25 protein-coding genes, 1 tRNA gene and 1 other annotated feature are annotated in these 24,943 nt (G+C 42.4%); of the genes, 17 read left to right on the top strand and 9 right to left on the bottom strand.

What is annotated here, in order from left to right:
- The first annotated feature begins 74 nt into the window (after window positions 1–74).
- The 3 genes from RMX89_RS14250 to RMX89_RS14240 all read left to right on the top strand — a co-directional run bounded on the left by RMX89_RS14250 (window position 75) and on the right by RMX89_RS14240 (window position 3,718).
- The gene (locus RMX89_RS14250; protein ID WP_322689377.1) at window positions 75–2,285 is read left to right on the top strand and encodes a cation:proton antiporter; all 2,211 of its coding nucleotides are present in this window, start codon (window positions 75–77) and stop codon (window positions 2,283–2,285) included.
- A 4-nt stretch (window positions 2,286–2,289) separates the two neighbouring features.
- Complete coding sequence (locus RMX89_RS14245; RefSeq protein WP_322686272.1) at window positions 2,290–2,772, top strand: hypothetical protein; 483 nt, start codon at window positions 2,290–2,292, stop codon at window positions 2,770–2,772.
- Between the two features lie 106 nt (window positions 2,773–2,878).
- Window positions 2,879–3,718, top strand: a complete 840-nt coding sequence (locus tag RMX89_RS14240) for an AMIN domain-containing protein (protein WP_322689376.1) — start codon at window positions 2,879–2,881, stop codon at window positions 3,716–3,718.
- Window positions 3,719–3,912: 194 nt separating this feature from the next.
- Here RMX89_RS14240 and RMX89_RS14235 read toward each other — a convergent pair whose 3' ends face one another.
- On the bottom strand, window positions 3,913–5,832 hold the full coding sequence (locus RMX89_RS14235) for a transketolase C-terminal domain-containing protein (RefSeq protein ID WP_322689375.1): 1,920 nt from the start codon (window positions 5,830–5,832) through the stop codon (window positions 3,913–3,915).
- 294 nt (window positions 5,833–6,126) lie between these two features.
- Here RMX89_RS14235 and RMX89_RS14230 point away from each other — a divergent pair, with 294 nt between their 5' ends.
- Window positions 6,127–6,891 carry a DeoR/GlpR family DNA-binding transcription regulator gene (locus RMX89_RS14230; protein ID WP_322686269.1) on the top strand — a complete coding sequence of 255 codons (765 nt, stop codon included), beginning with the start codon at window positions 6,127–6,129 and terminating at the stop codon, window positions 6,889–6,891.
- A 138-nt stretch (window positions 6,892–7,029) separates the two neighbouring features.
- Here RMX89_RS14230 and RMX89_RS14225 read toward each other — a convergent pair whose 3' ends face one another.
- Window positions 7,030–7,569: a DUF3172 domain-containing protein gene (locus RMX89_RS14225; RefSeq protein ID WP_322689374.1), complete on the bottom strand. Its 540-nt coding sequence runs from the start codon at window positions 7,567–7,569 to the stop codon at window positions 7,030–7,032.
- 486 nt (window positions 7,570–8,055) lie between these two features.
- Here RMX89_RS14225 and RMX89_RS14220 point away from each other — a divergent pair, with 486 nt between their 5' ends.
- Window positions 8,056–8,880 (top strand): ABC transporter permease, encoded by an 825-nt coding sequence (locus RMX89_RS14220; RefSeq protein ID WP_322689373.1) that lies wholly within the window; start codon window positions 8,056–8,058, stop codon window positions 8,878–8,880.
- A gap of 35 nt (window positions 8,881–8,915) precedes the next feature.
- Here RMX89_RS14220 and RMX89_RS14215 read toward each other — a convergent pair whose 3' ends face one another.
- Window positions 8,916–9,425, bottom strand: coding sequence for a hypothetical protein (locus tag RMX89_RS14215; RefSeq protein WP_322689372.1), 510 nt, complete (start codon window positions 9,423–9,425; stop codon window positions 8,916–8,918).
- Between the two features lie 348 nt (window positions 9,426–9,773).
- Between RMX89_RS14215 and RMX89_RS14210 the strand changes: the two genes are divergently transcribed.
- Window positions 9,774–10,430, top strand: coding sequence for a hypothetical protein (locus RMX89_RS14210; protein WP_322689371.1), 657 nt, complete (start codon window positions 9,774–9,776; stop codon window positions 10,428–10,430).
- Window positions 10,431–10,588: 158 nt separating this feature from the next.
- Here RMX89_RS14210 and RMX89_RS14205 read toward each other — a convergent pair whose 3' ends face one another.
- On the bottom strand, window positions 10,589–11,647 hold the full coding sequence (locus RMX89_RS14205) for a glycosyltransferase family 4 protein (protein ID WP_322689370.1): 1,059 nt from the start codon (window positions 11,645–11,647) through the stop codon (window positions 10,589–10,591).
- A 502-nt stretch (window positions 11,648–12,149) separates the two neighbouring features.
- The gene (locus RMX89_RS14200; RefSeq protein ID WP_322689369.1) at window positions 12,150–13,208 is read right to left on the bottom strand and encodes a glycosyltransferase family 2 protein; all 1,059 of its coding nucleotides are present in this window, start codon (window positions 13,206–13,208) and stop codon (window positions 12,150–12,152) included.
- 152 nt (window positions 13,209–13,360) lie between these two features.
- On the opposite strand from RMX89_RS14200, the gene rplS reads away from it, so the two are divergent.
- The 8 genes from rplS to rplL all read left to right on the top strand — a co-directional run bounded on the left by rplS (window position 13,361) and on the right by rplL (window position 17,670).
- Window positions 13,361–13,723, top strand: coding sequence for a 50S ribosomal protein L19 (gene rplS / locus RMX89_RS14195; protein ID WP_322671078.1), 363 nt, complete (start codon window positions 13,361–13,363; stop codon window positions 13,721–13,723).
- A 152-nt stretch (window positions 13,724–13,875) separates the two neighbouring features.
- Window positions 13,876–13,948 (top strand) — tRNA-Trp (locus RMX89_RS14190).
- Between the two features lie 189 nt (window positions 13,949–14,137).
- Complete coding sequence (gene secE, locus RMX89_RS14185) at window positions 14,138–14,359, top strand: preprotein translocase subunit SecE (protein WP_322671077.1); 222 nt, start codon at window positions 14,138–14,140, stop codon at window positions 14,357–14,359.
- Window positions 14,359–15,006, top strand: a complete 648-nt coding sequence (gene nusG, locus RMX89_RS14180; protein ID WP_322671076.1) for a transcription termination/antitermination protein NusG — start codon at window positions 14,359–14,361, stop codon at window positions 15,004–15,006. Before secE ends, nusG begins: the two co-directional genes overlap by 1 nt.
- 6 nt (window positions 15,007–15,012) lie before the next feature.
- Window positions 15,013–15,438, top strand: coding sequence for a 50S ribosomal protein L11 (rplK, locus tag RMX89_RS14175; protein WP_094348918.1), 426 nt, complete (start codon window positions 15,013–15,015; stop codon window positions 15,436–15,438).
- 132 nt (window positions 15,439–15,570) lie between these two features.
- Window positions 15,571–16,284, top strand: coding sequence for a 50S ribosomal protein L1 (gene rplA, locus RMX89_RS14170; protein ID WP_322671075.1), 714 nt, complete (start codon window positions 15,571–15,573; stop codon window positions 16,282–16,284).
- 56 nt (window positions 16,285–16,340) lie between these two features.
- Window positions 16,341–16,509: a sequence feature (ribosomal protein L10 leader region), on the top strand.
- Between the two features lie 63 nt (window positions 16,510–16,572).
- A complete protein-coding gene (gene rplJ, locus RMX89_RS14165; protein ID WP_322686263.1) occupies window positions 16,573–17,187 on the top strand; it encodes a 50S ribosomal protein L10 in 615 nt (204 codons plus the stop codon).
- 93 nt (window positions 17,188–17,280) lie between these two features.
- The gene (gene rplL, locus RMX89_RS14160; protein ID WP_322665357.1) at window positions 17,281–17,670 is read left to right on the top strand and encodes a 50S ribosomal protein L7/L12; all 390 of its coding nucleotides are present in this window, start codon (window positions 17,281–17,283) and stop codon (window positions 17,668–17,670) included.
- A 171-nt stretch (window positions 17,671–17,841) separates the two neighbouring features.
- On the opposite strand, the gene RMX89_RS14155 is transcribed toward rplL, so the two are convergent.
- The 3 genes from RMX89_RS14155 to RMX89_RS14145 form a co-directional block, all read right to left on the bottom strand.
- Window positions 17,842–18,621, bottom strand: coding sequence for a hypothetical protein (locus tag RMX89_RS14155; protein ID WP_322689368.1), 780 nt, complete (start codon window positions 18,619–18,621; stop codon window positions 17,842–17,844).
- A 274-nt stretch (window positions 18,622–18,895) separates the two neighbouring features.
- Entirely contained in the window at window positions 18,896–19,771 is an 876-nt protein-coding gene (locus tag RMX89_RS14150) for a prohibitin family protein (protein WP_322689367.1), read from the bottom strand.
- A 363-nt stretch (window positions 19,772–20,134) separates the two neighbouring features.
- Complete coding sequence (locus RMX89_RS14145) at window positions 20,135–22,183, bottom strand: elongation factor G (protein WP_322689366.1); 2,049 nt, start codon at window positions 22,181–22,183, stop codon at window positions 20,135–20,137.
- 410 nt (window positions 22,184–22,593) lie between these two features.
- Between RMX89_RS14145 and RMX89_RS14140 the strand changes: the two genes are divergently transcribed.
- From RMX89_RS14140 to RMX89_RS14130, 3 genes are all read left to right on the top strand, one after another.
- Window positions 22,594–23,514 carry a tetratricopeptide repeat protein gene (locus tag RMX89_RS14140; RefSeq protein ID WP_322689365.1) on the top strand — a complete coding sequence of 307 codons (921 nt, stop codon included), beginning with the start codon at window positions 22,594–22,596 and terminating at the stop codon, window positions 23,512–23,514.
- Between the two features lie 81 nt (window positions 23,515–23,595).
- A complete protein-coding gene (locus RMX89_RS14135) occupies window positions 23,596–24,150 on the top strand; it encodes a phosphate-starvation-inducible PsiE family protein (protein ID WP_322686257.1) in 555 nt (184 codons plus the stop codon).
- 223 nt (window positions 24,151–24,373) lie between these two features.
- Window positions 24,374–24,619, top strand: a complete 246-nt coding sequence (locus RMX89_RS14130) for a hypothetical protein (RefSeq protein ID WP_322689364.1) — start codon at window positions 24,374–24,376, stop codon at window positions 24,617–24,619.
- A gap of 147 nt (window positions 24,620–24,766) precedes the next feature.
- Here the strand turns inward: RMX89_RS14130 and RMX89_RS14125 are convergent.
- On the bottom strand, window positions 24,767–24,943 hold a 177-nt coding region (locus RMX89_RS14125), incomplete at its 5' end, for an Rpn family recombination-promoting nuclease/putative transposase (protein WP_322689414.1).

Genomic DNA, 24,943 nt, shown 5'->3' with positions numbered 1-24,943 from the left:
CTAACAAGCTTGACATTTTCTAGTATTTTAAAGAATTATCTTAGGGAAACCAGATAGTTAATTTTGAGGAAACCATGCACATCGTTATTCTCGTTCTGGTTGAGGTGCTGATTGTTATTGGGCTTTCACGGCTAGTAGGGCTAGCATTTCGTTCTATTAAGCAACCGCTAGTAATTGGTGAAATTGTCGCCGGAATTATGCTCGGCCCATCTTTATTTGGGTTAGTTGCTCCCCATCTAGCAGTTAGCTTGTTTCCACCAGAAACTTTTCCTTTTCTGAATGTTTTGTCTCAGGTGGGACTAATATTTTTCATGTTTCTAATTGGGCTAGAACTAAATCCCAAATACCTCGGCGGTCAATTAGAAGTAGCAGTTTTAACTTCTCATGTCAGCATTTTGGTGCCGTTTTCTCTAGGAACATTGCTAGCGGTAGTACTTTATCCCCTAGTTTCCAATGCAAGTGTATCGTTCACCGCCTTTGCTTTATTTTTGGGGGCGGCGATGTCGATTACTGCCTTTCCAGTGTTGGCGCGAATCATTACTGAAAACAATTTACAAGGAACGCGTTTAGGAACATTGGCGTTAACTTGTGCAGCAGTGGATGATGTGACAGCTTGGTGTCTCTTGGCAGTTGCGATCGCAGTTGCGCGAACTGGTGACTTTGCTGGTGCTGTACCCACAATTATCGCCAGCATAGTTTACATCGGCTTGATGTTGACAGCAGGTCGTTGGTTCCTACAACGCCTTGCCAAACACTACCTCCGTGCGGGAAGACTCAGCCAATTACTGCTAGCTGGGATTTATATGGCAGTGGTTGCATCGGCGCTAATCACTGAACTAATTGGGATTCACTTAATTTTTGGAGCATTTTTGCTGGGAGCAGCCATGCCCAAAAATGAAGATTTAGTCCGAGAATTGGCAATAAAAACAGAAGATTTTGTCCTAATTTTCTTGCTGCCAATATTTTTTGCCTACAGTGGTTTAAAAACGCAGATTGGCTTGCTCAACCGTCCCGAATTGTGGCTTTTGTGTGCGTTGGTTTTAGCTGTGGCGATCGCAGGCAAATATGTTGGTACTTATGTAGCAGCGCGTGTCAGTGGCATTAGTAAACGGGAAGCCTCAGCACTCGGTTGGTTAATGAATACTCGCGGCTTGACTGAGTTGATCGTGCTAAACATTGGTTTAGAGTTAAAGGTAATTTCCCCCTTAATATTTACCATGCTGGTAATTATGGCATTGGTAACTACATTCATGACCTCGCCACTGCTGGAATGGACATATCCGAAAAAGCTGATCAGGTTAGATGTGGTGGAACCGGAGTTGGAAGCAAAAACAGGTATAGACACCTCTGCTGAGAGCGAAACTTCCCCTCATCCTTTCCGAATTTTGGTGCCAGTGGCTAATCCAAATACCCAAAAAGGTTTAGTACAGTTGGCAGTAGCGTTGGCGCAGCCCGCCGTAGGTATCGCTCTCAATTACCCCTATCCTGCAATTGTTAACCCTCTTAGCCTAATTGAATTTCAAGAAGATTATGCCTTTGAAAGCACCCCAGTTGAAGCAGACCGATTAATCGCCCAGCGTCGCCAGCAGTTAGAAGAATTGATTAATACTCTCGAACCGCCAGAAACCCGTTCCTGTGTGCATCCGATCGTTCGCATATCTAGCAACGTTGCCCGCGAAACAGCACAGATTGCCACATTAGAACAAGCTGATTTAATTCTCGTTGGCTGGCATCGACCAGCTTTTAGTAGTAATCGTTTAGGTGGACGAGTCGGACAAATGCTTACTACTGCCCCAGTAGATGTAGCAGTGTTTGTAGATAAAGGCAAAGAGCAATTAGAAAGTTTATTAGTACCTTATTCAGCCAATATCCATGATGATTTAGCACTAATACTAGCTTTGAGACTGCTAATCAATCGTGAGACTTGTGTGTTGCAGATATTACAGATAGTAGCAAATCACGCCAAGGAAGAATTGAATTACGAACTAAATACGATGATGGAACAATTGCCCGCCAACGTACGCGATCGCATTGAAATCAAAATTGTCCAAGCTCCAGATCCAATCCAAGCTGTAGTCGAAGCCTCAAAAAATGTAGACCTAACAATTGCTGGCACCAGTCGCGCTTGGGGTATAGAGCGTCAAACCTTGGGAAGATATACAGATCAACTAGCCATTCAATGTTGCTCCTCCCTGCTGATTACCCGCCGTTACAGTCAAGTCACCGCTCATCTGGCTTCCATGCTTCCTGATGTTAGCAGTCAAGAGCCAACATTGAGGAACTGAGAACATGAATCATTTCAACTTCAAATCTTTAAGTTTCTACGGAGTAGCAATAATTTCAGTGCTACTGTTGTTTAAAACTGTCACTGTTTACGGAGAAAACAAACTCAAGGCTCCTCCGTCAGTTAACGGTCGCTATCGTCTAACCCTAGCGGAGAATTTGCCTAACTGTGAAAAATCGGATACTCTGACGTTAAACATTGAGCAGTCAGGTATTTACTTAAATGCCTCTGTATTACCGGCAAGCGCTAACGCCGACACTGACGAAAAGCACTCTCTGGCAGGTATCTTCAAAAATCAACAATTAAATTTATCTGGAAAAGTTAGTAAATCAATCCTTTGTAATATTCCTCGCCCCCAAAACGATCCTCTAAACTCAGTCACAATTCAAATGCAACTTGTGGATAAAGGTAATATGACAGGTCAATTAACCGTAAATGGTATTCCACAAACTCTGAAATTTACTGCTGTGCCTCAAAAAGCTAATTGAATTGGGGGTGGGTAGAGACGCGATTCATCGCGTCTACAGGATTGAAAGCGCGAAGTAAACAGCAATGTAAGTGCATTGTATGGGTTTTATGGAGCAAATAAACAGAATGAATCGGGAACTAAAAACTAAGCAATCTTACCAATGGGGCAAGCAGTTATTTAGCATCAGTATATTAAGTTTTTATACAGCGATCGCTCTCGAAACTTTTACTAATGCTGGTACACCAGGGGCAAAGCTAAATAATTGGCGTTTTTCTCCCAAGACACAGCAACTCGAAATCACTCTTTCAGCAGGCACAACCCCTCGTTATTTCTACTTAGCCCAACCCTCTCGTCTGGTTGTAGATTTACCGAATACTAAGTTGGGCAAAGTTACCACACAACAAAATTATTCTGGAGCAATTAAAAGCATTCGCATTTCTCAGCTAAACGCAAACGATACACGTATTGTCCTAGATTTAGCAGCAGGGACTGTTTTTAATCCCAAAAAGGTACAACTGCAACCAGTTTCCCGAAAAAACTCCACTCGCTGGGTATTACGTCCGGTTATTTCTGGTAAAACTGCTGCCGTAAAATCAGGAAATTCCCCTCCTTCAGCCAAGAAACAACCTCAAACACTCCAAAAGCCGCCTAGTAAACAACCTGTAACCGCTACTAATCAACAATCCCCCTTACTCACAGTTCCGCCTCCATCCAATCAACTGCCCTCAACAACTACTATTAACTCAGGGCAGCCTTTTGTCACTGTACCTGCTTTAAATCAAAATACATCCTCTCCCTCTCAACAACCTGCTTCGAGTCTTCCCCCTGCTTCTTTCCCAAATCAACCCAGTAATTTAAATAACATTCCTCCTTTAGGGGTGTCGGAATTTCCAATTCCAACAATCCCCAACGATCCCGAACCCCAGGTAATCGAGTTTGGTCAACCTTTACCTAAAACTAAATAAAAATTGGGAATTGGGTATGGGGCATTGGGCATTGGGTATGCAGAAGAGACAAAGGTAGACAAGGAAGAGGGGGAAGACTTGGGAGAGATTTGTTCAATAATTCCTCCTTGTCCCCCTGCTCCAACTCATTACTCGTTACTCATTACTCATTACTCCCCTGCTTCCCTGCTATGCCCTATGCCCTAATAAATGAATTATTTTTTTCCAACTAACTCCTTCACCTTGTTGATGATGCCGACTGGATCGATACCTTGATATGGGTACTGTTCCCACAAACCGCCGCAACCTTCTTTATAAGTTCCAAGATGGGCATATTTGGGAGTCAACCCCCGCTCTAGTAGCCAAGAACCGAAACGGCTGCCTAAGCCAGTGCGACGGTTGAAGGGTTCTACTACAAGCACAAAAGGAGCGTTACCAACTTTGGTAATTATTTCTTCATCAATGACGTTTAAAGTTGTTTTGTTAATTAAACCAACGTCTAGTCCTTCTTGTTTCAGACGTTCTACAGCATCAACGGCACGGTAGAGAGCATCGCCAAAACTGATAATGTAGCCTTGCGTTCCTTCTCGTATAACTTCATCTTTACCAGGAACAAATTTGTAGCCACTTCCAAAGAAGTCATTGCCGTTGCTGTCCTGAATATTGGGCACTTTGGAACGGGTGGAGAAAATAAACCGCAGTCCAGGCTCATGGAATACAGCTTCTACACAAGCTGTCATTTGATTATTATCTGCTGGGAAGTACAACTGTGTTGGGTAGCCATCATCCAAGCCATTGTCGGCAAACATATTATTTATACCAAAGTGGCAGCTGTTATCTGCCATGTCATCTATACCCGCATGGGAAAAATGACACAGAACATTGGAATAGTTTAGCCGTGCCATCGTGATTTCTGAGATACACATTTCTAGGAAGGCGCTGAAGGTCGCAAAAATACCTTGCTTGCCCTCGTCCATCCCGAATCCAGCCGCAGCAGAGAAGTTGCTCCGTTCCATGATGCCGGAGGAAATAAATATTTCTGGGTATGTTTCATGAATTTTCTTCAAACCGCAGGAGCCTTCTAGATCGCTATCGATGACCTTGACTTTTTCTTTACGCTCCGCTTCACTCATGCGACTGAGGACACCCACCACGGCTTCACCAAACACACTACGGTTAGCGCCCCATTTGTCACCAGAACCCAGAAACGTATATGTTTGTTTGGGTTTCTCAATACTTTTAAGGTATTCGACAGCCGCAGTTTGTCCGCGAGATTCTAGATATTTAACTGCTAAATCTACAGAAATGACATCATGACCATGAATGGAACCTTCTAAACCTTCAATACCAGGACACATCGGGCGTTTATTGATAATAGCCATCGCTCCAGGAGTATTCACAGCTTCGCAAATCCGACGGTATAAATCGTCTAAGTCTTCGCCGTCTCCCTGAAGTACTTTCAAACCGTGCCCTTCTAAGGTTTTGGCGACATTAAAACCAGGTAAATATTTAGAAGGATGTCCGGCGATCGTTACATCATTGTCATCAATGAGCAGCTTGACGTTGAGATGTTGAGCAACAGCCAAGCGAGCAGCTTCGGCATCGTTGCCTTCTTGCTGCGATCCATCAGAACCGAGACAGAAAACAGCCTTGCCTGGATTCGCCATTGCCACACCATTGATGTAAGGCCAAATATGGCCCAAGCGCCCAGAACTAAATTTCACACCAGGAGTTAGTTTTAGTTCGGGGTGTCCCGGTAAATTGGAATGTGCTTGCCGATAACGTAAAAGTTGCTCGGCAGGTAAGTCACCATGCAATGTTGCCATCAGATATTGGGTGGCGACTCGATGTCCTGCTTCGTCAAAGAAAATCGGCACAAATTGCTCCGATGCTCCTCGGAAAAAGGCATCGAGGATTATCACCTCTGGCACTGTATCGTATGGCCCGCCAGTATGACCGCCGACTCCGCTAGCAGCGCCAGTTGCCGTAAAAAAGACGATCGCATCTCGGCAAAGTTGAATATTCGCTTTGAGAGTCTCTCGCTGTTCATCTGTCAGGCTCGAATTTGCCGGATTGAGCGCTAAAGGTTTGTAAGCACCGAGATCGATTGGAAATTGGGTATTAATAGTAGTCATGGTTTATTGATTGAATAAAAAACAATGTGAACAGAGGAAATGCGCGATCGCATTACAAAAAAATTGTTAAAACCCCGATGGGCAACAATTATCCAAGCTCAAGCTAACCACTCAGAACCTTTGTGGAACCGTGTGATTTCATCAAATGCCAAAATCAATACATGCAATTGTGCATGAATGTGCTTGAATTCAATTGAAGTTACGGATTACCGTACAAGAACTTGCATATCAATAAGTATAAACTCACAAACGTGCAATTTCAAGTCCAAAAACGCATTTTCAGGAAAATTAATTATGCTAACTGCTGAACGACGACAATTCATCTTAGAAATTCTGCGTCGTGATAAAAAGGTACTTTCGACAGAACTTAGTGCTGTTCTCAAGGTTTCTGAGGATACGATTCGCCGGGATTTGCGAGAACTGGCACAAACCGGACTATTGCAACGCGTTCATGGGGGAGCGCTCCTGAAATCTCCAGCCACCGCTAGTTATGCCGATCGCCAAAAGCAAGCGCCAAAAGAAAAGGAAGCGATCGCTCGGACAGCAGCAAAATTAGTTAGTACAGGACAGGTGGTGATTTTAGATGGAGGTACAACAACTCTCCAAGTAACCCGTCATTTGCCCCTAGATTTGCACGCAACAGTGATCACAAATAGTCCGCCAATAGCAGTTGCTTTAGCAGAACATCCCCATATAGAGGTTGTGATGTTAGGCGGACAACTCTACAAAAAAGCCTTGGTAAACGTGGGTACTGTCACCATTGAGACATTACGGATGATTCGTGCAGATTTGTGCATGTTGGGAGTTTGCAGTTTGCATCCAGAAGTTGGGATTAGTGTACCTAACTTAGACGAAGCCCATGTCAAACGAGCGATGATTGCTGGATCGGCTGAGGTAGTCGGATTAGTCACAGCAGAAAAACTAGACACGGCTGCTCCTTATCTTGTGGAGTCCATTCATGCCTTGACTTACCTAGTAACTGCACCAACAGTATCGAATAATATGCTGAGTGCCTACAAAGCTTTAGGTTTAACAATTATACGTGACGAGTACGAGTGAGCTGATGAAGGCAGATGCGATCGCAGGGAACTGGGGATTGGGGAGACAAGGAAGACAAGGAAAATAATTCCTCACTTCTAACTCCTAACTCAGCACTCAGAACTGTTTTGCCCAATGCCCAATGCCCAATGCCCAAATCTAAAATCTATCCGTTTCCTGAGGTGTCCCAACTGCTCCCGGTTGAGCGGTGAAGAAGTTTTGAGCCGCTTCATTCTGATATATACATCTAATATCAGGTTTGTCACTGTCCAAATTACCTGTGAAACCAAAAGTGTTCAGGCGATTTTTACAATCTCTCACCTGATCGGATGTCACTAACTTACGTTGCTCTAAAAGCGCCCAGTTATTTTGTCTCAGCACGCATCCGGGACGCATACTAGGCTGGGAAACATAGACATTAAAGGGGTTGAGAGTAACAAACAGTCTAGCGTCCATCACCATCGCGCTGGCTCCATACTGCACGCAAATTTCAGGATTCGGTGCTTTGGTGTCTATAAATTCACGAGAAGCTACGTTTGATGGAGCCAATGTGGTTGTAGAACTAAAAGCAATGCCAATCCCAATGCCCAAAATCAACACCCCTCCCATAATTGCGATGGTGGTGAAGTTAAATAGAGGGGATTGGAAAATAGAGGGTTTAGAAGTAGTAGCCGATCTACCAGTAGATTTACGTTTCATTGTTGCTTAATCACCTTCACGCCGATTTGGGAGGGAGTAGTCTAAAGTTTTTTCTCCCTCTTTCAGTATGCCTATTCTTGACTGTAATTGCCTGTGATTTTCTCTGCGATATTCTTGTTAAATGAGAAAAATACTAGTTTATCTAGATATTGGAACAAAATTTTAATACTTTTAATTGTTATCAGATATAGCTATTTACTTTCACAATTGATCTAGTCAGAATGCTTAAACTATCTAACTTTTGTTGTTAATTATTCAATTTTTCGGATGAGATATTTTTGTTTACCCTAATAGTACGCCAAGGGAACTTGGCGGGGTAAAAGTTAAAGGGGAAGTGCGAAAGGGTTTAAATCCCTTACCCGTTTTCCCTTTCCCCTTTCCCCAGTCCTCACAAGCGCATTTTTGGGTTCGCAGACTACTAGTAATTGATGTGTAAAACAATGTAAATTAAGATTTAATGAAATTTTCATAACTAATTGAAAGCAAGTGACATCTCAAAGAGCACTACCTTCGGGCAAGAGGTTCAATTCGCAACTTCAAATCTTCCTGGCTGATAGTCTGACTATTTTTTGGGGAGATTGGCTAGATTTACGCGTAAGAATTTTACCAGTTGCTGCATCAGGTTTAATATCGCCACTGATATATATTTTAGCTTTTGGCTTGGGTTTAGGTAGTTCCATCAAACCCGGTTCGGGAATTAGTGGTAACTATGACAACTATTTGGAATTTATATTACCGGGAATGGTGGCGCTGTCGTCGATGACAGTTAGCTTTGCTGGAACAACATTTTCAATTTGTGGAGACAGATTATTTACCAAAACCTTTGAGGAATTGTTGTTAACTCCCATAAATCCCTTAGCGCTGTACATCGGTAAAATGCTGGCGGGAGTCGTGCGGGGTTTGATGACTTCCGGTTCCGTGATTTTGGTAGCGTTGCTCTTAAGTGGAAACTGGAATTTTGTCAACCCACTGTTTTTACTGTTAGTGGTGCTCAATTGTGCGGTATTTGCTGGATTAGGAGTGATTGTAGGGTTGAGTGTGCGATCGCTCGAATCAGTTGGACTCTACAATAACTTTATCATTATCCCCATGTCATTCTTAGGGGCAACCTTCTTTGACCCTGGTACATTACCGGCAGCCCTTAAAGTCGTAGTTTACCTGTTACCGTTAACCTACGCCAGCATCGGACTGCGTGCAGCTGCCCATTTACCCTTGTCTCAGTTTCCTTGGTACAGCATACCGATATTGTTGGTGGTTGCGATCGCTCTTTCTTTCTGGGGTGGTTATAAATTTGCTCATCAGCAAGATTAAAGTAATTCGTAATTCGTAATTCGTAAAAGCATTGATTACAACCTGTGCTTTAACTGTTGAATTTTCTGTAAAACTTTTTCCCGATGCTGCGTTAGCTTGATCCATCGGGGTAGGCGACTGGCAAGACTGCCATTGTGCCAGCCTAATGACTCATCTGGCAAGTGTTCTCGCAACCTTGATTGAACATAGCTTTCCAGGAAGTTCAAATGAGCTTCATTATATGCCCATAGCAACTGACCGCAACAAGAGATTTGTAGCCACAAGGGCAAGCCAAAAAAATGGTCTAATATTCCATAGCGAGAATTTCTTTTATGCCTGTAATTGTTCTGCAACAATAGCAGTGCAGATTTTCGTTTAGCAGCATTTGACTGTTGTTTTGTATAGCTACAGTGCTGACAGGTAATTCTTTTCATGGAACTGAGACTTGATTGCTCAGAGTTTACAGTCAATACCTTGGCAATGCGATTGCATTGGGGACAACATACTAAAATTTCTTGCTCAAAATCAGAAAGCCGTTTGCCATAGTCTCTAAATCTTATAACCATTTCATCTCAAACCTGCTATGTTGTAGCGTCCCGTTAAGACAGCAATGAACCACAGTTCATCAAAAGTCAGGATAATTACTTATGCTTCACATCTTGTCTAATCTGTCAATGCATAAGTTCTAATTTGGATTTTTTATAAAGATTGCGTGAAATTACTAGTTATCATGATAAAGCATTACAAGAATTGCTTTATAAATCAACCTATGAGTAAATATCAACTCAGGAAGCAAGCATACATTAACCACTATTTATCTAGCTGATAGGTAGCGGTTGAAAAATGAGTTTTTGCTGTTTGATTTAAACCATGCCGTGTAGCATTCTGCGAATCAATATCAAAAGGACACAAATATGACTAGAATTGCCACAAAAATAGCCTTGTCTGTTCTAGGAACAGCAGGAATTAGTTTTTTGTCTTCGACACCAGCAAGAGCCGTCATTTTTGTAGAACCCATTGTGACGACTAAAAATCAAGCCATACTCGATATCAAAAAACCAAGAACCCTTACAGGGTTTCTACCAGGGGAAGTAATAGAATATGGTGTTCCAGATGTAGCTAATAACTTTGTAAATGCCACTGGTTACGATATAAATAGCTTGGTCTTTGATTTAAAAACGCTGTCCTATAGTAATCCGAATTCTACTCCACCATTTGATAATGAACCAGTCGAGTGGGGAGATGTTAATGGAGATGGGAAGATTGGTTCCTCTGTTAACCCCGATCTTAAGGATGTTTTTAAAGACATTACTATCAAGGGTAGTACTGTCACTTTTAGTGGTGGCGTAATCCCTAATGGAAGCCTATTTTACAATCCATTCGCTAGCCTACCTAATCTAGCGCCAGGTGCTGGAATCATTCCACCAATTCCAGCAGATCAAGAGGATAAAGATGGGCCGATCAGAGTGGCTTCTTATTACACCGCTGTTCCTGAATCAACTAACGTTTTGGGTGTACTGGTTTTTGGCGCTTTAGGTGTAGCTTTCAAATTAAAGCGATCGCTCTGTTAAGAGGACTGGGGGGAGCAGGGAGCAGGGGAGCAGGGGAAGCAGAGGGGCAGGGGAGCAGAGGAAGCAGGGGAAGCAGGGGCAGAAGAATTATTGATTATTACCCAATGCCCAATGCCCAATGCCCAATGCCCAATGCCCAATGCCCAATGCCCCTGCCCTCATTCTGTAATTAACTCACGATACACTGTCATTGTTTCCTGATGGACGCGGGCAACACTCAGCCTGTCTAAGTTTTTCTTTGCCCGCTGTTTCCACTCTTGCAGCATCTCGGCATTACTCAGTAATTGCACTAAAACCCCAGCTAAAGCATGACTATCTTTTGCTGGCACTAAAAGACCTGCTCGCCCGTTGTCTAAAGCTTCAGGAATCCCGTCTACCTGAGTGCCAACGATCGCAGTTCCAGTTTCTCTAGCTTCCGAAAGCACTAAAGGGCACGGGTCGCGGTGAGAAGCCAGCACAAATATGTCACAAGATATCAAATAGCGTTGAGGTTCTGGTTGGAAGCCTTCAAAATGAATGCGTTCTTTTACAGAAGTTGCTTGTGCCTGTGCCTCAAATAGCTGTTTATCAGGGCCGTTTCCTACCAAATAAAGATGGGCTTGGGGAAAATCTGAGGCAATTTGTTCAAAGGCAGCAATTAACTCAGCAATTCCTTTGCGTTGATACATCCCGGCGACAGTGGCGATCGCTGGATGCTGTAATGGTAAAGGTTGATAATCTTGTATTTGTCGGGTGCGAGGACTGCCTAAAGTGCCATTACATACCACTCGCAACTTGTTTTCTGGAATACCACGCCTAATCATAGAATCACACACAGCCTGACTGACAGCAATTACTCTGTCAGCTAAACCCATCAGCAAGCTAGCACGCTGAAATTCATTGTGGACTGTAGAAACTAAAGCATATTTGCGTCCCTTAAAAATGCGTGCTAATATTACCCCCGTCATCATGTGAGCATGAACAATATCCGGCTGAAATTCAGCTGCGATCGCTCGGTAACGTATAGCTGCTTTAATCGTATTTAGCGGTTTCCTGTTTTGGTCTAAGTGGTAATGTTTGACACCACAAATATCTAGTAAAGCCTCGTATTCTCCACCAGCAGAAACAACCGCGACTTCATAACCAGATTTTGCCTGTAGACAAGCCAGATCCACAGCCACATTCACAATACCGTTACCTATTTCTTGAATGTGGTTCAAAATATGTATGATTCGCATAATCTTTGAGACGTGTATAAAAAATAAAGATAAGTAACTGAATATAAATCAACATAATTATTGAGGTCTTCAGCGACAACTAAAAAGTAGTCAGTAGTGCGTAAAATTGACCACTTTCTACTGATTAAGAGCGCTTCTAACCAGTTACTTAGCTTAAAGACTTATTCAGTAACGGCTCAATAAATCGGGGTAAAACTCCAAAATTCTGAAGGCTGAATCTGCTATTTAAAGTTGCTATAACCTTATTTTCTATTTCTTAATACTCTGGTATCGAACTCTAGTACACCACAGTAGATTATATAAATTCCATTTCACACAGCAGTCAAAACAGAGAATAAAAAACTGGCAGCAATCCCGTAAGTGATGGCTACCTACTATTTGCCCAATCGGGTATTTCTACACAAGTTAATTATAATTACGGTAAGAGTGATTACACTACCACATTGGCAACTTTGAAGAATTTCACAGCTACCGATCTGGTAATTGGTAGTAACGTCCTCATCTAGTACTGAGAGTTCGACTGGGCGCTCATGGGCAAGTCCACCAGTGGCACAGAATCTAATTCTAAATTTTGAAGACTGGCGCTTTTATTCTGGGCATTTTGCCAGACATCATAGTACAACTCAATCAATACAAGTTTACGAACCTGAGAATTGTTTCCCTGAGAGCGGCGTGATGAAATAGCAGTTAGCAAAAACTTCCAAGACCGAGGAGAAAGTATAGATGGATCTATCATGGAAAGAAAACTCTTGAGATTTTTTTGCTTCAGTGCAACTAAAATCCAATGGAGTCTTAGGTAATTTTTTATATCCTGAAAGACAGGAATCTTTGAGCGATGTTGCTCATTTACCAAAGCGTAAATTTTCTCCTTCATCAAAATATTTGTCGCCAACCGCCGAGACAAAGAAAACTTCTGATTATACGCACCCGGCCAAATAGTGCGGTAAGCAAGACACTGATTGAAGAAAATAGCATCGCCAAACTGAGCAATCCGAATCCAGGAATCGATGTCATCACAGTTAGCATCGAGTGTGGAGTCCCAACCACCACTTTGTAGGAAAGCATCACGTCGACAAGCTACTTGTACAGGTGTGCCAAAGGGTACAAGCTCTAAAAGCATCCCATAGTGAATATCGGCTTGGGGGATATAAAAAGCTAAACCGGGGCCAACTTGGGGGGTGCGAGAGAGTTCAACTTCATTGCCATCCACCTGAGCCGCCACACAAGAGCAGATTACAGCATCGGGACGAAGTGCGATCGCCTTTGCCATCTCTTCTATGCAGTTGGGCGCTAAATAGTCATCATCATCTAAAAACTTAATCCAGTCGCCGCTAGCTTTGGCAACTCCAGCATTTACCGTTGCTGCATGACCAAGGTTTACTTCGTTACGATGGTAAACAACCTTATCCCCTAAGCTTTTGAGATAGGTTTGGGTGTCATCATCAGAACAATCGTCAGCAACAACTACCTCGCACTCAATTGTTTGGTTACGAGCCGAATCAATTGCTCTTTTCAGCAAATTCAAGCGATTATAGGTACTGATGACGATGCTAAATTTCATAAATTTTTCCTTTGTAGTACGGCATTCTGCAATATAGCTTCGATCTTTAAGCTGTTGTATCAGTACAATTATCAATCCTAACAAGTAGACTGAAATAGGATTATCGATTTATCATTGATGATCGTGAGTTTTTTTAAGCAGACAGAAAGACTATGAACGCTCAAGAGATTATCCGCTCCATTGAAGCGGAACAGATAAAATCGAATGTGCCCGACATTTATGTGGGCGACACTGTAAAAGTGGGAGTAAAAATCAAGGAAGGCGAAAAATACCGCGTGCAACCCTATGAGGGAGTTGTGATTGCCAAGCGCAACGGCGGCATCAACGAAACTATTACAGTTCGTAAGGTTTTTCAAGGCGTGGGCGTTGAGCGGGTATTTCTGTTGCATTCTCCCCGGATTGACAGCATTAAGGTGTTACGTCGCGGTAAAGTCCGCCGTGCTAAACTGTATTATCTCCGCGATCGCGTAGGTAAAGCAACCCGAATCAAGCAACGGTTTGACCGCCCTTTGTGATTCGTCCTGCAAAAGTATGGGAGAAATCTCAAGCTGCAAGCGGCATCTGCCGCTGACTTGTTTTCCCGACACAATTAAGGTATGATATAAATCGCATATTGCGTTAAACTGAAATTTAGTTCAGCGCAATCACTGAATAAAAAACAGCTTGTGCGCTCTTAGTTCAGTTGGTAGAACGCAGGTCTCCAAAACCTGATGTCGGGGGTTCAAGTCCTCCAGGGCGCGCTCAAGAGCAAAAAAACAAAGCCCGAAATAATTACGCAACTGCTAATATAGCAGTTAGCGCTAATAATTTCGGGTAAACTTATTGTATTTGCAGTTGTTTTACTGACAGTAAGTGAAATAGAGTCGAAACTGCAAAACCTAGATGACAATTAAACAGGATCTAGTATAAGAAACGGGGGATAAACGGTCGTGGCCAAAAAAAGTGAAGCAGAATTGCCAGAAACCGCAAATGGGTTTAGCTTTGGCAACTTCATACAGGGAACCAAAGAAGAGCTTGAAAAAGTAGTTTGGCCCAGTCGGAAACAGATAGTGAGCGAATCCGCCGCTGTGTTGTTAATGGTGGCACTCTCCGCATCTTTGATATACTTGGTCGATGGATTGTTTGCTTGGGCAGCAAAACAGGTGTTCTAATGAGTTTTGCAACAGATGAACCACGCAACTCAATGTTGCAGTCAGAAGAAACAGCAGAAGCAGAAGCAGCAGAAGCAGCGTCAAAAGAAGCACGCTGGTATGCAGTACAAGTAGCTTCAGGCTGTGAGAAGCGTGTAAAGACTAACTTAGAGCAACGCATTCAAACTTTTGATGTCGCTGACAAAATTATCCAAGTAGAAATTCCGCAGACGCCAGCGGTGAAAATCCGCAAAGATGGCAGTCGCCAGCATACAGAAGAAAAAGTTTTCCCTGGCTATGTGCTGGTACGAATGATGATGGATGATGATACTTGGCAGGTGGTACGCAACACCTCTCACGTAATTAACTTTGTCGGTTCAGAACAAAAACGTGGTAGCAGCAAGGGTCGCGGTCATGTCAACCCCATACCACTGAGTTCTTCAGAAGTTGAACGTATATTCAAACAAACCAGCGAACAAGAAGCTGTTGTCAAAATTGACATGGCTACTGGTGATAAGATAATGGTGCTTTCTGGTCCATTTAAAGACTTTGAAGGCGAGGTAATTGAAGTCTCTCCAGAACGGAGTAAACTTAAAGCCTTGCTCTCAATTTTCGGCAGGGATACACCAGTAGAATTGGAATTTAATCAGGTAGAGAAACAGAGTTAAATACAAATGGCGAAGAAAGTAGTGGCGGTCATTAAACTGGCCCTGAATGCTGGAAAAGCCAACCCAGCACCGCCAGTTGGTCCCGCCTTGGGTCAACATGGTGTCAACATCATGATGTTTTGTAAAGAGTACAACGCCAAAACAGCAGACCAAGCTGGAATGGTGATACCTGTAGAAATTTCGGTTTTTGAAGACCGGAGTTTTACATTCGTACTCAAAACGCCACCCGCATCAGTACTGATTCGGAAGGCGGCGAAAGTTGAAAAAGGCTCGAATGAACCCAACAAAAAGAAGGTTGGGTCAATAACCAAAGCACAATTGCAAGAGATAGCCCAAACCAAACTCCCCGACCTCAATGCCAACGACATCGACGCGGCAATGAAGATTGTGGCAGGAACGGCTAAAAATATGGGTGTAACAGTTACGGATTAGTCATTGGTCATTGGTCATTAGTCATTAGAAAAAATCAACAAATCACAAATGACAAAGGACAAATGACAAAAGACAAATAACTAAAAATTATCGGGGGAGAGGCGAGGCTTCGGAATTACCCCAGGAGAACAAATGCCAAAAATATCGCGTCGTTTGCAGGGTCTGCAAGCAAAAGTAGAAGAAAAAGATTATCAACCCCTAGAGGCTTTAGCCCTTCTTAAAGACACAGCAACAGCTAAATTTACCGAAGCTGCTGAAGCGCATATCCGGTTGGGAATTGACCCCAAGTATACAGACCAACAGTTGCGGACAACGGTAGCACTGCCCAAAGGTACAGGACAAATCGTCCGCGTGGCGGTGATAGCCAGAGGAGAAAAGGTCAACGAAGCAAGCAACGCTGGTGCTGATATAGTTGGATCGGAAGAACTGATTGACGAAATCCAGAAAGGTAGAATGGATTTTGACAAGCTGATTGCCACGCCCGATGTGATGCCACAGGTGGCAAAGCTAGGTAAGTTGCTTGGGCCGCGTGGTTTGATGCCATCGCCCAAGGGTGGAACCGTAACATTTGATATCGGAAGTGCGATCGCAGAATTCAAAGCAGGTAAATTAGAATTCCGGGCCGATCGAACTGGTATTGTCCATGTTATGTTTGGTAAGACAACCTTCTCGCCTGAAGATTTGTTAGTCAACCTGAAGGCATTGCAGGAGACAATTGACCGTAACCGTCCTTCAGGAGCTAAAGGCCGTTATTGGCGCACATTTTATGTGTCAGCCACAATGGGGCCATCAATTAAAGTTGATATCAGTGCCCTAAGAGATTTGAAACTGAGCCAAGCAAGTTAATTTTTAGTCATTAGTCATTTGTAAAGGCAAAGGACAAATGACAAAGGACAAATGACAAAATTAAATAAGCAAAGCCGGAGACAGCAGGTGCTAACAGCTTAAATATCCTGCCGAGGTTAAAACTCTAATTGTCAGAATTACCACCCATAAAGGTGTGATAACTATGGCATCACGAGTCTTACTACTCAACCCCGGCTAAGTTAGCCGGGGTTTGTTGTTTGGATTCAGGTTGAGAAAAAACACACAACTAGGGCACTTCCCCGATTGTTTTAAGGAGGTGAGATTGGAATGGGTAGAACAGTAGAAGATAAAAAAGAAATAGTTGCTGACCTCAAAGAAACTTTGAGTGAGTCAACTCTGGCACTGGTAATTGACTATCAGGGGCTAACAGTTTCGGAAATTACAGACTTACGGCGGCGGTTACGTCCCAGTGGCACTGTTTGTAAGGTGACAAAGAACACCTTAATGGGCATTGCTATCAAAGACGATGAAAAATGGCAGCCTTTATCGGAATTGCTCAATGGTTCTTCCGCCTTTTTGCTGGTAAAAGATGATTTTTCATCGGCAATTAAGGCATACCAAGAATTCCAAAAAGTCACCAAGAAGACAGAACTTCGCGGTGGTGTACTGGAAGGTCGCCTACTCAAAGAACCTGATGTCAAGGTACTAGGAGACTTGCCATCTAAGGAACAACTCATCGCACAAATTGCTGGGGCTATCAATTCCTTGGCTACCAAGATTGCTGTGGGTATCAACGAAGTTCCTGGTTCGCTGGCTCGTGCTTTGCAGGCTGTGGCCGACCAAGAGCAAAGTGGTGGTAGTACTGAAACTGCTGCTGTGCAAGATAGCGGCACCGAAAGCACTGCTGAAGGTGATAGTAGCACTGAAACTGCTGCTGAATAGACTTCGTGGTTCATCAGTCAAAAGTCAAAAGTCTGTAGTTAAAGACTAATGACCTATGACAAATAAATAATCAAAATTACAGGAGTTATATCAATGTCTGCTACAACCGATAACATTTTAGAACAACTAAAAACTCTTTCTTTGCTGGAAGCTTCTGAATTAGTCAAGCAAATTGAAGAAGCTTTTGGTGTAAGTGCTGCTGCACCTGTTGGCGTAGCGTTTGCAGGGCCTGGTGCTGCTGCTGCTCCTGCTGAAGAAGCTGTTGAGCAAACTGAGTTTGAAGTCATTCTCGAATCAGTCCCAGCTGATAAGAAGATTGCCGTACTGAAAATTGTCCGCGAATTGACAGGTTTGGGTCTGAAAGAAGCTAAAGACTTGGTGGAAGCTGCGCCCAAGGCAGTTAAAGAAGGTGTTGCTAAGGATGCCGCTGAAGATGCTAAGAAGCGCATCGAAGAAGCTGGCGGTAAGGTGACTGTTAAGTAGTCACAATTCTATTACCACTTTTTTATTAAGGAGCCTAACTTAGGCTCCTTTTTTTATCGTATAATCTTATATTGCAGATAAAAATAGTATTAAGTATTACAACGCTAATTTGTTGTTAAAAAACTCTATGTCCCGGCGGAACACTTAATTGTTGCAATTGAATTTTTACCATTACTTACCATTGCCTGATTTATCTTGAAGAAAAGTTTTAATACAGTTAACTAATTGTTGCTTTTCTTGATAAACCGAACTATAAACCTGAGTTAAAGGTATTATTTCGTCTGATTTTAATACAAAAGTAACTCTATAAAGCCAGCCACCTTCTTCTCCTTCTATGTGTTCTAGTTTTACATCTTTAATCTCATTTAATGAATGCTGAATAACTTCTTTTCCTAACTTACCGAACCATTGATGTCGGCTCATCGTCATAGTATTAGTTTCTTTATCAAATTTACAATCTGTAACTTTTCCCAATGCTATGATTAATAACGCTAATAAACCGAAGAATATTGTAATTTTAAAACCTGCATAGACTCCATCGCTGTCATTCTGTAAAACTGATAAAGTCTTTTCTGAAGGATTTTCTATAAAATATTTTATAGACTCAGCTATTGAGTACAATTTGTCAAGTTTATGGTTTTTTGTATAAGAGCTTAAATTTTTAAAAGGAATATTGCCTAAATCAGTAGATAGGAATAATTGATAAGTTTTAGTAATTTCTCGATGGCTATTTTCATTATCAATAGCTTCAATTTTAACTGAGTTAAGTTCCGAAAAGACTTCTGTTCTCACTTGATTATCGAACAATCCAATTTCCAGTAATTCGCATTGGAATGTATATTTTTCTTGATTGAAAAACGATGCATTTTGGAATAAGCGGCTACAGTTTAGTTTAGTAATAGGTGCAAGCATCAAAGTAGCTAATAAGAAAACTAATGTAATTCCAACCATAATTATCCCTATACTCTGCGATAACTTTGGTTGCGTTCTAAATACTAATTGAGATGAAGTGTATTCTGAAATTATGATGGATTTACGAATAATAAAATACAAAAATAATCCACCAGTTGCTAAAATAATAAAGATAAGTAACCCATAGCCTAATTATTGATAAAAGTTGCTATTTTGCATGACTAACGATGCTCCCAGTGGATGTAAGTGAAGCAAAAATTATTTACCAAACCATTGACCTGATAAGAAAACTTTAGGGCTTTGAGCTTTATGTTTATGGCTGGATCAGAATAGGCGATCCGCCTTTTTCAGAACCAATAATTACCAGCTTAGAATTATTGGATTGAGCTAGCTTTTCTGTAGCTTCAATCGCTCGTAATTGCAGCACTTGGTTGCTAAGTCCATTTGAGAGAATTTTTTGGGAATCAGCTATACCTCGTGCTTCAATCAGCTTTCGTTCTGCCTCTTGACGCTCTTTCTCTAAAACAAATTTCATCTGCTGATTTTCTTGCTCTGTCTTCAGTTTATTTTGAATTGCAGCTTGTAGAGTATCAGGCATTTTGATGTTTCGTAAAAGAGCTTCCTCAACGATGAAACCTAAAGCTGGTATCTCTTGGGTGAGTTGTTGATCAATTTTTTGGGCGATTTCTTGGCGTTTGGTAGAGTAAATAGCATTGGCTGGGTAGTTTGCCGTGATGGCGCGGACAGTAGAGCGGAATCTGGAAATCACCAGTTGTGTTTCATCAGTTCCAATTGTTTTATATACTGTAGCTGCCTTTTGCGGATCGAGCTTATACTGAAGACTGACATCAAGATTTAGGCTCAAACCTTCTTGAGATGTTGCATCTACATTTTCTTTTATATCCTTAAGGCGAGTAGAAAAATTCAGCACCTTGCTAAAGGGGTTAAGCAAGTGGACACCAGGATTAAGAGTAGTTTCGGAAACCTCACCAAAGAAATTGACGACACCGACATTACCAGGTGGGACAATTACCAAAAGCCTAGAAAAAGAATTTAGTACTGCAATGCTGCCAATCAATATCATAATTGTGCGTATTACTAAACGCGACCTTTCATCAGATATCCTATCTGTATTGAGATAGACGAGAATTGCAATTAGGCTAGTTACAAGAGATACTATAAAGCCCATGAGTTTTTTGTGTGTAGTTAAGACGAATATGCTTAATCACATAATTCCCAAATGCTTTTATGAAATTCATATTATTTCACACAAGTTAGAGGTTTATAAATCCTTGTATAAATTGAAAAAGATTCCCGACTTTTCTCAGAAGTCAGGAATCTTAGCTTTGAAGCGATGCCTATGGCGGGCATACGCTACTTTACAATTAATTCAAAATCAAAAATTCTACCAATTCAATTAATGATTGCAACACATCTTTGGGTAAAGACGCGACGCCAGTCGCTACAACGGGGGGAACCCCCGCAACGCGCTGGCTCATGAATCGCGTCTCTACAAATGGTCTATTTGTCGCATTATTTTTTCAAATTGGTATTACTTGCCGTTGCCGTTACTACCATTGCCATTGCTATGAATGACGCGTTCGGCAAGCTTTTCGGGTACTTCTTGGAGATGGTCATATTCCCAGTGGAAGGAACCAACGCCAAGAGTGAGCGATCGCAGCTCTACAATAAAATTCTGCATCTCTGCTTGTGGCAAGTATGCAGAGACATTATCCCAGCCTTGCCAATCGTTTCTGCCCTCATAGCCTAAAATTTGCCCCCGTCTACCACTCAACAGTTGCAGCACTTTGGAGGTAAATTCGCTCGGTGTCGTCACTTCTACCCGCAAAATCGGTTCTAACAAGGTAGGTTCTGCTTGGGCTATCCCCGTTTGCATTGCCAATCGGGCAGCTTGCTTAAAGGCTTGTTCGGAACTATCAACGTTATGATAGGAACCATTAGTCAGAGTTACCGCCACATCAACTATTGGGAAGCCTAAAGGCCCGTGTGTCAAAAATTCCCGCACGCCCATTTCTACGCCGGGAATGTACTGTTTAGGAACCACGCCACCGACAATAGTTTCATTAAAGTTAAAACCTGTTCCGCGTGGTAAGGGCTTGATTTCAAGAAAAACATCACCAAACTGTCCGTGACCACCGCTTTGGTGTTTGTAGCGCCCATGAACTGAAGCCACTGTTTTGCGGATGGTTTCTTTGTAAGGCACTTGCGGCAAGTGGGTTGTCATTGGCAAGTTATATTTGCGGCGCAGTCTATCTAGGGCGACTTGTAAATGAATCTCGCCTTGACCCCAAAGAATAACTTCGTGGGTATCGCCGTGTTGTTCCCAAGCAAGTGAGCAGTCTTCTTCTAATAACTTGGTGATGGCACTGCTGAGTTTAACTTCATCGTTGCGTTTTTCTGGTGTAATAGCCAGAGCATACACGGGTTCCAACTCTACAGCTTTGGGTAATTTTATTGCTGACTGCTGTTCTATAGAGATTGTATCGCCTGTCTTGATTCCTTCTAAACGGCTCAATGCGACAATTTCACCAGCACTAACTTGGTTAACTGACTGCTGTTGTTGTCCCATCAGGCGGTAAATTCCACCAGTGCGAATGCCATTGAGGACGATGCCATCAGTTAATTTGCCGCGCCAAACACGCACCAGAGAAAGTTTGCCACCTTGGGGAGTGTAATAAGTTTTTAATACCTGCGCTAAAGCTGTATCACCTTTGATGTTTTTTAAACGACGTTCTGCTGTAGTTTCTGGTTCGGGGGCTTCCCGTAACAAGGCTTCTAATAGAGGTCTAACACCATAATCTTGTTCTGCTACACCAAAGAAAACGGGCACTACTAAATCTGCCCCTAATTCCATTTTTAAATCTTTGAGGATTTCTTCTTGAGGAGGTTCGATATCTTCTAAAAGTTCTTCGAGTAAATGGTCGTCAAAATTTGCTAAGGCTTCGAGCATTTCTGCCCGTGCTGTATGTTCTTCTTCTTTTAAACTTTCGGGGAAGGGAATGGGATCGGCAGGTGCGCCTGGATGATACTGATATGCCTGTTCGCTCACCATATCAATAAAGCCGGTGAGTTCTTCCCCGTTCACGATCGGATATTGATGCGCTACCAGGGGACGGCTAGATACTGCTTTTAGGGCGTGCAACGTTTCTAGGACGTGAATATTTGCCCGATCCATTTTGTTGACAAAGACGAGGTGGGGAATTTCCCAATCGTCCAGGAATTTAAATAGAGGGGCAAGGGTGAGGACTCGTTCGCGGATGGGTTCGCAAACTACGATTGCTGCATCGACTCCGATTAAAGCATTGTACGTTTCTTGAGCAAATTCTACGCTTCCCGGACAGTCAATAAATGTGAAGCGAATGCCGTTATACTCAGTGCTAGCGGCGCTGACTTCTACACTCATGTGGCGATCGCGCGACTCGGCTGCACTATCTCCTACTGTATTGCTGTCCTTAACACTGCCTTTGCGGGAAATTGCCCCTGTGACAAATAACAAGCTTTCTAGTAAAGTGGTTTTTCCACTTAAATAAGGCCCAACAATTGCAACGTTCCGCGAACCCGATTTTACTTTTTCGTTCATAAAACCCCCCTTGCGGTAAGTTTTTTATAACCGCATGATTCTGTATATATCAAGGGTTAAAGAAGAATCCAGCTATTCTGAATTCAGGATTCATAAATCTTGACAGTAGCAAGTCCGCGAGGGTCTTAAACCGATTTATTTCTTTGCCAGTCGTACAGAATTCCCAGCTGAATTCTGGCTCCTGACTCCTGAATTCTATTCGAACAAAATGGTTCTCTGGAGTCAAAATTACCCCTTCTTTAATTCGTTATTATCCTCCCTTTAATCGAAAGTTAAAAAAATTGTAGCCTGTCGTAAGATTTAGCTTAAGAAAAGTTAAATATCACAAATTTTTATCCCAAATCAAAAACTTTTGTAAAAAACTTTTTATGAAGTAAATTTAACTGAAAGTGTTGTGAGTCAGAAAATCAATGAGATTATCATTCTTGAAATATCGCATAGCAGGGTTAGTAAGTTTGATGCTGATTATGAGTATTTCCTTCCCCTCTCTTGCGCTATCTCCTCCTGTCGCCTCAAAGCTGGCACAATCTAATGCTAAAACTGCTGTAGACTGGTTAAACCAAGGCTTACAAGCAATTCAGGCGGGAAAGGTACAAGATGCGATCGCCGCCTTTAAACAAGCAGCTAAATTAGATCCAGCATTGGCACCAGCGCACTATAATTTAGGGTTAGCATTCCGACAAACGGGACAATTACAACCCTCTGCGGATGCATTTTATCGAGCGACGCAAGCCGATCCAAAATTTGCTCCAGCTTTTGCTAATTTAGGCGGAGCGTTGTTAGAAGGGAATAATTTCAAGTTAGCTAACGATTACTTGCAACACGCCTTAAAACTCGATCCCAAACTCGGATTTGCCCACTATAACTTGGGGTTAGTACGAGAACAGCAACGAGATTGTGAGAAAGCGATCGCATCTTTTAAAAAAGCCGTAGAATATAGCAAAAATGCACCAGAACCTCCTTACCATATAGGGATGTGTTATCTCCAACAAGGTAAACTCGACCAAGCTAGAAGTGCATTTTATCAAGCATTAAAAATTAATCCCAAGTATCCAGAAGCTTACTACAATCTCGGCTCGATTTTTTTTCAACAAAGTAAATTACAAGAGGCATTAGAGGCTTTTAGAAAATCAGCTGAAGCTAACTCTAACTATCCCAACGCTTATTATGGTGCTGGGTTAGTTTTTATCCAGTTACAGCAATATGGCGATGCAGTACAAGTATTACAATTTGCTAGAGATTTATACAATGCTCAAAAAAATCCCCAGTGGGCGAAAAATGCCGAGCAATTGTTACAACAAGCACAAAATTTCAATTACCAACCTCGCTGAGGCAGAAAAACTTAATATTGCATAAGATAAAACTATTGGGTTGACTCGCTGGTGTTGTCTGAACTAGTCCCGATTGGAAAAATGTACATGCAAAAGCGCCAGAAAAGCCGATTTTTATTTAGCGATCGCTGGCTCGATCGGCAATCAATTGTTCGCAACATGGAAGCCTTTCAAGACTTAATTGTGATTGTTTTGTGTTTGGGTTTGTTCGCCGTCATGCTAATCCAATTGTGGGGGATAGCGATCGCCCTCATGCAGCCACTAGACTATAAACATGTGACTGCAAAAATACTATTTGTGTTGATTTTAGTCGAGTTATTTCGACTATTAATGGTCTATTTGCAAGAACATAGTATCTCTGTAGGAGTGGCAGTTGAGGTAACAATAGTATCTTTACTGCGTGAGGTAGTCGTTCACGGAGCGCTGGAAATTTCTTGGGTTAATACGCTTGCAATTTGTGGTTTGTTATTTGTTTTGGGTGGACTACTCGTGGTGTGCGCTAAGACACCACACATGGATTGTATGAGCGCTAACACTAAGTTTTGTCCGGTTGTGTATAGGGGAGGTAGAGAACGACAAAACGAGTTGGAATTACAGTATTCACGTCAATGTGATGAGAATCAACCCCTTGGATAATTTGTTATGAAAATGGGGAGTGGGAGAGATGCGATTAATCACGTCTGTACCGGGGAGTGGGTAAAAGTATTTTCCCACTCCCCACTCCTTTGTATGAGGCTGTATCAGGAAATTATTTTTGCAAGTTACTTCCGACGTATTGAAATATACTCTTTTTGGAAGATGAATCGCTCTTTAAGGATGAATATAACGTTAATTAGAAATTCTAAAAGAGGTTCAAGCTATGACTACAAATAGAGGTAACAGACAATCTCAAACAGCGATTAGCGACTTGGAGTATGATTTTGTCACCGTTTTGCACAACAAGGCTGAAGCTGTTAAAGCTTACGATACCTACATCAAAGATGCAGAACAAGTAGGTTCTCAACCTTGTGTAGAGTTGTTCCAAAAATTGCGGCAATCTGATATTGAACACGCACAAGAGATTCGCCAACATCTACAACAAGTGCTGCAACACGGTAAGATGTAACCCAGGTTTTGAGTTCGTAGGCGTAAGCCCGTCGTAGACATCGCTTCTGGTTTAGCTAAAACAAAAAGAGGCGATGTTTAAAACAGGCTATTGAGCGTTACACTTGCGGATTAAATTAGAGGCAAGCACTGCCCACTATCAGATAGACTAATTCTGGGCTGCTTGCTCTACTTGCGCCACCGTTAAATCAAGAGCCACCGCCACTTGTTCTACACTCAATCCCAATGCCAACAATCGGGGAATAGCTTCTAACTTAGCTTCCTGGCGACCTTCCTGGCGACCTTCCTGGCGACCTTCCTGGCGACCTTCCTGGCGACCTTCCTG

The organism is Nostoc sp. DedSLP04, from assembly GCF_034530775.1.
Taxonomy (GTDB): Bacteria; Cyanobacteriota; Cyanobacteriia; order Cyanobacteriales; family Nostocaceae; genus Nostoc.
The sequence above is the reverse complement of the archived record's forward strand: the minus strand, read 5'-3'. Positions and strand labels throughout refer to the sequence as shown.